General features: G+C 76.5%; 4 protein-coding genes and 1 pseudogene. 2 read left to right on the top strand and 3 right to left on the bottom strand.

Annotated elements, in window-relative coordinates; translation table 11 throughout:
- Positions 1–105: 105 nt before the first annotated feature.
- A complete protein-coding gene (locus tag ACSNOK_RS30240) occupies positions 106–1,410 on the bottom strand; it encodes an MFS transporter (RefSeq protein WP_436783988.1) in 1,305 nt (434 codons plus the stop codon).
- Between the two features lie 117 nt (positions 1,411–1,527).
- Between ACSNOK_RS30240 and ACSNOK_RS30235 the strand changes: the two genes are divergently transcribed.
- On the top strand, positions 1,528–2,106 hold the full coding sequence (locus tag ACSNOK_RS30235) for a TetR family transcriptional regulator (RefSeq protein ID WP_436783987.1): 579 nt from the start codon (positions 1,528–1,530) through the stop codon (positions 2,104–2,106).
- Positions 2,107–2,212: 106 nt separating this feature from the next.
- Here the strand turns inward: ACSNOK_RS30235 and ACSNOK_RS30230 are convergent.
- Positions 2,213–3,307, bottom strand: a pseudogene (locus ACSNOK_RS30230) (response regulator); the annotation flags it as partial.
- Between the two features lie 348 nt (positions 3,308–3,655).
- Between ACSNOK_RS30230 and ACSNOK_RS30225 the strand changes: the two are divergent.
- Positions 3,656–5,038, top strand: a complete 1,383-nt coding sequence (locus ACSNOK_RS30225; RefSeq protein ID WP_436783986.1) for a hypothetical protein — start codon at positions 3,656–3,658, stop codon at positions 5,036–5,038.
- A 167-nt stretch (positions 5,039–5,205) separates the two neighbouring features.
- Here the strand turns inward: ACSNOK_RS30225 and ACSNOK_RS30220 are convergent.
- Positions 5,206–5,415, bottom strand: a 210-nt coding sequence (locus tag ACSNOK_RS30220; protein ID WP_436783985.1) for a hypothetical protein, incomplete at its 5' end; no start/stop codon positions are given.

The raw sequence follows: 5,415 nt of genomic DNA, 5'->3' as shown, positions 1-5,415 counted from the left end.
CTCCCGGCCCCGCGCACAACCCACGCCCTCCGGTCGCCGCGTCCCACACCCGGTCCCGCCCCGGCCCCCGTCGTCCAGTGCTCACCCCCGCGCCGAGCACCGAGCTCACCGCTCCCGGGCCGCCAGTGCCCCGCCGGCCCAGCCCGCCGCCGCGCAGACCGCCGCGATCACGCAGACGCCGTCCCAGCCCCACCGTCCGAACGCCGGCCCGGCGAGCGCCGAGGTGATCGCACCGCTCGCGAACGAGCAGACGACGTACGCGGTGTTGGCCGCCGCGGGCGTGGAGGTGGCGCCCAGGGCGCGGGTCTGGTTGGCCACCTGGCCGGCGGTGAAACCGGCGTGCAGCAGGACGGCGCCTGCGCAGAGGGCCCACAACCGCTCGCCGCCGAGCCAGAAGAGCGGAAGGGAGACGACCGCCGCCGCGTAGCCCGCGGCCATCACCCGGCCGGTGTCGAAACGGTCGATCAGAGCGCCCGCGAGGGGCGAGGCCACGGCCGAGGTGAGGCCGAAGAGCCCGAACAGGCCGGCCGTGGCCGTGGACATGGCGTACGCGCCGCGCTCGTCCGTCAGCAGCAGGACGAGCGTCGTCCACAGCGCGCTCCAGGTGCCGAACACGCCGGCCTGTCGTACGCACGCCGCGCGCAGCGCCGGCGAGGACGCCAGCAGGCCCGGCAGCCCGGCGATGGCCTTGAGCGGGCGGGACGGCCGGACCGGGCGCGTCTCGGGCGGCAGCACGGCCGCCGTCAGCACGCCGATGGCCAGCGTGAGGACGGCCGCGCCGAAGAAGACCGGCCGCCAGCCGTACGCCTGACCTGCGAGTCCGCCGAGTACCCGGGCCGCGACGCTGCCCGCGAACAGGCCGGTCACCACGGCCCCGACGTGCCGTCCCCGACGGTCCGCGGGCGCGCGTTCGGCGACGAGGGGGACGAGGAGCTGCGGGACGACCGTGGCCGCGCACGCCACGAGGACGGCCGCCGCCAGCGCCGGGGTCCCGTGCATGAGTCCCGCCGCGGCGACCGCCACGGCCGCCACGGTGGAGAGCATCCACACCAGCCGTCGCCGGTCGGCGGTGTCGCCCAGCGGTGCGAACAGCAACAGCCCGACCGCGTAGCCGAGTTGGCCGAAAGACGCCACCCAGCCCACGGAGGAGGAGGGGACGCCGAAGTCCTTGGCTATCAGGCCGAGGAGCGGGGTCGCGAGGTAGATGTTCGCGGCCGTGATGGCCGTACACACGGAGATGACGGTCAGGAGGAGGCCGGTCCGGGGGCCTTTCCGGGGGCTTTTCCCGCCCTCGCCGGAGCGGTCGACGGTGTCCGGGGTGGTCGTGTCGGCGATCTCGGCCCCGGTGCCGCGCGAGACGGACGAGACGGGCGAGCCAGGTGTTGTGGACGAGGTGGGCGTGGCGGTCATCGCGGGAGGTGCTCCCCACTTTCGGTAGGACGTCGCGCGTTAGCAACCAACTGGTTGGTTGCGATATTCCCGACCGCTCTCGCCCTTGTCAACCGACTGGTTGGTTACGCTGGGTGGATGGCAGGAGTAAGGGATCCCGAGGCCACCAAGGCCCGCATCTTCGCGGCGGCCACCGCCGAGTTCGCCGCGCACGGCATCGCCGGGGCCCGGGTGGACCGCATCGCCCGCGAGGCCAAGGCCAACAAACAGCTGATCTACGCCTATTTCGGCAACAAGGCGGAGCTGTTCTCGCAGGTACTGGAGGCGCGGCTGACCCAGCTAGCCGCCGAGGTGCCGGTGGACGCCGAGGAGGTCGACGCCTGGATCGACCGGCTCATGGACTACCACGCCGCCCACCCCGAGCTCATCCGCCTGATCTACTGGGAGGGGCTGGAGTACGGCACCGACGCCTTCCCGCACGAGGACGAGCGCAAGCGGCACTACGACCGCAAGGTCGCCGTCTTCGCCGAAGCCCAGCGCAAGGGCGTCATCAGCTCCGAAATCCCGCCCGGCGACCTGCTGTTCATGCTGATCGCGCTGGTCTCCTGGTCCACCGTCCAGCCGCAGATGCGCCGCGTCCTGACCGGTGACACGGACGAGGACCGCGCCCGCCTCCGCGCGTCGGTACGGGCGGCGGCCCGGCGCATCGTGCGGTGACGGCGGGCGACGGTGGCGGGGAACGCCGTCGGTGGCGAAGGCAAGGGACGTGACGGCGCCCCGCCGTCACCCCGTCACCCCGTCACGCCACCACGCCATCCCGCCGTCACGACGGATGTGTCCCGATCTTCGTCAGAAGGTCGACGATCCGGCTCTGCACCTCCGCGCTCGTGGAGCGTTCGGCGAGGAAGAGGACCGTCTCGCCGGAGGCGAGCCGGGGCAGCTGGGCGGGGTCGATCCCGGCCGAGGTGTAGACGACCAGGGGCGTCCGGTTCAGCAGCCCCTGCGCGCGCAGCCAGTCCAGGATGCCCGCCCGGCGGCGGCGTACCTGCATCAGGTCCATGACCACCAGGTTGGGACGGATCTGCCCGGCCAGCGCCACCGCCTCGGCGTCCGTGGCGGCGCAGGCCACCTGGACACCGCGCCGCTCCAGGGTCGCGGTGAGCGCGTTGGCGATCGGCTCGTGCTCCTCGACCAGCAGGACGCGGGCGGGATGCATCTCGCTGTCGCGCGGCGCCAGCGCCTTGAGGAGTACGGCCGGGTCGGCACCGTACGCCGCCTCCCGCGTGGCCTGCCCCAGACCCGCCGTGACCAGGACGGGGACGCCCGCGGCCACCGCCGCCTGACGCAGCGCCTGGAGCGCGGTACGCGTGATCGGCCCGGTGAGCGGATCGACGAACAGCGCGGCCGGGTAGGCCGCCATCTGCGCGTCGACCTCCTCGCGCGAGTGCACGATCACCGGCCGGTAACCGCGTTCGGTGAGGGCCTGCCGGGTGGACGTGTCAGGGGCCGGCCACACCAGAAGGCGGCGCGGGTTGTCGAGCGGCTCGGGCGGCAACTCGTCGTCCATCGGCGGCGGGACGGGCTCGCCGGGGTTGATCTCCACGGCTCCGTTGGGGCCGTCCAGCGGCTCCGGGCCCTCGGCACCCTCGTCCGGTGCTCCTATGGCGAAGGCACGTCCTTCCGACGCGACGGGCGACGGACGGGGGCCGCCGAGCGGACCTCCGCCGAGTGCGCCTCCACCGAGCGGACCAGCGGGACCGGCAGGGCCGGCGGAGCCGGAACCGAGCGGACCGGCCGGACCGGGGCGCGGCCCGGCGGCGGGCGCCTGCGCCCGGGCCTGCGCCTCCCGCTCCCCGGCGTTGTCGGCGGGATTACCCAGCTTGCGCCGGCGCCCGGAACCGGCGCCCGCCACACCCGGAGTCCCACCGGGCGGAGTCTCCCCGCCCTGCTGGGTGTACGGCGCGCCCTGGCCGAGGGTACGCACGCTGATGGCGCGGGCGACATCGCCGGAGCCCGGCAGGGACGCCGCGCCCGGTTCCTCGGCGAGCGCCCGGCGCGCACGCCGGCGGCCGGTGGGCGGCGCGTCGCTGACGGCGCCGGGAACGGCGCCTGAAGCGCCTTCCTCCACGGGCGAAGTGAGACCGGGGTGGCCTCCGTGGCCGTCGTGACCACCCGGCGCGGGGTGATCGGCACCCTCGGGCGCGGACGCCGAAGGCGCCGGCGAACCGGGCTGCCCGACCGGGCCGACGGGACCGGCGGACGCGACGTGAGCGGCAGGAGCGGCAGGAGCGGCAGGGCCGAGGTGCCCTCCGGAATCGGTGGGAGCACCGGCCCCGGCCGTCCCCACCGGACCGAGGGGAACGGCTGCCTGACCGGCTTCGGGACGTCCGGCATCGGCACGCCCGGTGTGCCCGCCGTGTCCTGGGAGGCCACCGTGCCCGGGAAGGCCGACGTGACCCGCACCTACATGTCCTTCGCCCGCAGGCCCCGCGCCGGCCTCGGCCGGGCCGGAGTGCCCCGACGCGGGGGCCGGAGCGGCGGGCCGGGCGGGCCCAACGGGCCCGGGGCCGTCCACGGGCCGCACGGCCTGGGGCGACTCGGAGCGCACGGGCTGCCCAAGCGGCATCCCGGGATCACCCGGGCCGACCGGAACACCGGCCCGGCCAAGGACGAAGGCACCGTCGCCCCCGCCGGCACCACCGGGCGCACCGCCATGACCGGAAGCACCGGACCCGGTCACCGCCGGGCCCCCCGGGCCGTCCGCCACCCCACCGTCCGCCGGCCTCCCGCCCAGGGGAATGCCGCCCACAGGGCCGCTGCTCATCGGCCCGCTGCTCATCGGTCCACCGCCGACCGGACCGTCACCCGCAGGCCCACTGCCCGCCAGACCGCCCTGTGCCGGTACCGGCCGGCCCGGGACATGGCCGGTCTCCGCGCCGGGCGCACCCTTGCGGTCGGCTTCGGCCGGCGGCAGGGCGAACGCGGCACGCGGGACGTCCGGTTCGGCGTCCGCCTGACCCGGGATCGGCCGCTCGGGCGCCTCGGCGAGGGCACGCCGGGCGCGACGCCCGGTGGGGGCGGCGACGGCCTCGGTGGCGGAGTCGGGCCCGCGGTCGGCTTCGGCGGGGGGCAGCGCGAACGGCGTGCGCCGGGCTTCCGCGCCCGCCGCCTCCACCGGTTCGGCCGCCGCCGCCTCACGGCGGGCGCGGCGCCCGGTCGGCTGGACGGGCGCGGCCACCTGGGGCGGCACGAGTCCGGCGCCCGGCGCGAGGGCCGGGTCGGCGCCTCGGCCGTGCCGGTTGGCGCGCACCCGCTCGGCGCCGGCCGCCTCCTCCTCGTCGGGACGGGCAGGACCGCGCCGCCGCCCGGTCGGCTGGGCGGGCACCGGCGCACCGGGCACAGGGGTACCGGGCACGGAACCGGGGTGCGGCGCGCTCTGGACCGCCGCACTCCCCGGCCCCTCGCCGGCGGAGGGAGCGGTGCCGGAAGGCGCCACGGAGTTCGGTGCCCCCGGATGCGCGGGTGCGCCCGGGGCCGACGGCTCCCCGGCCGGCGAACTCCCTTGCCGCGCCTGCGGAACCGGGTGGACGGCATGCTCGGCCCGGTCCTGCCGGACCTGCTGAGGCGGGCGCGTCTGCTGACCCGATGAGACCGGCGAGGCGGGCGAAACCGGCGAGGCGGGCCGCGACGCCGGATCGGGCCCGTGCACGGCAGCGTGGTCACCGGAAGCGTGACCACCGGAAGCGGGACCCACCGACCCCGCCGCACCCCCGACGCCCTTCGCGCCCCCGACGGGCACCGCCACACCGGCGGAGCTCACCGAACCCCCGGCCTCCCGGGAACCCTCGCCCCCGACGACACCACGGGAAGCCGCAGAGCCCACGGAACCCACCGAACCCGCCGATCCCGCCGGGCCTCGGACCTCTCCAGCCCCGCCAGTACCACCCGAAGCAGCACCAGCAGCACCACCAGCAGCACCACCCCCGGAAACACCGGCCGCGTCAGACGCCCCAGCGCCCCCAGCAC

Origin of the sequence: Streptomyces sp. URMC 126 (assembly GCF_051386555.1) — a bacterium.
GTDB lineage: Bacteria > Actinomycetota > Actinomycetes > Streptomycetales > Streptomycetaceae > Streptomyces.
Note: the sequence above shows the minus strand (reverse complement) of the source record. Positions and strands in the feature narration are given on the sequence as shown.

Bases quoted from the DNA above. Each gene is read 5' to 3' on its own strand.
- ACSNOK_RS30240 (WP_436783988.1), bottom strand. From the start codon at position 1,410: ATGACCGCCACGCCCACCTCGTCCACAACACCTGGCTCGCCCGTCTCG.
- ACSNOK_RS30235 (WP_436783987.1), top strand. From the start codon at position 1,528: ATGGCAGGAGTAAGGGATCCCGAGGCCACCAAGGCCCGCATCTTCGCG.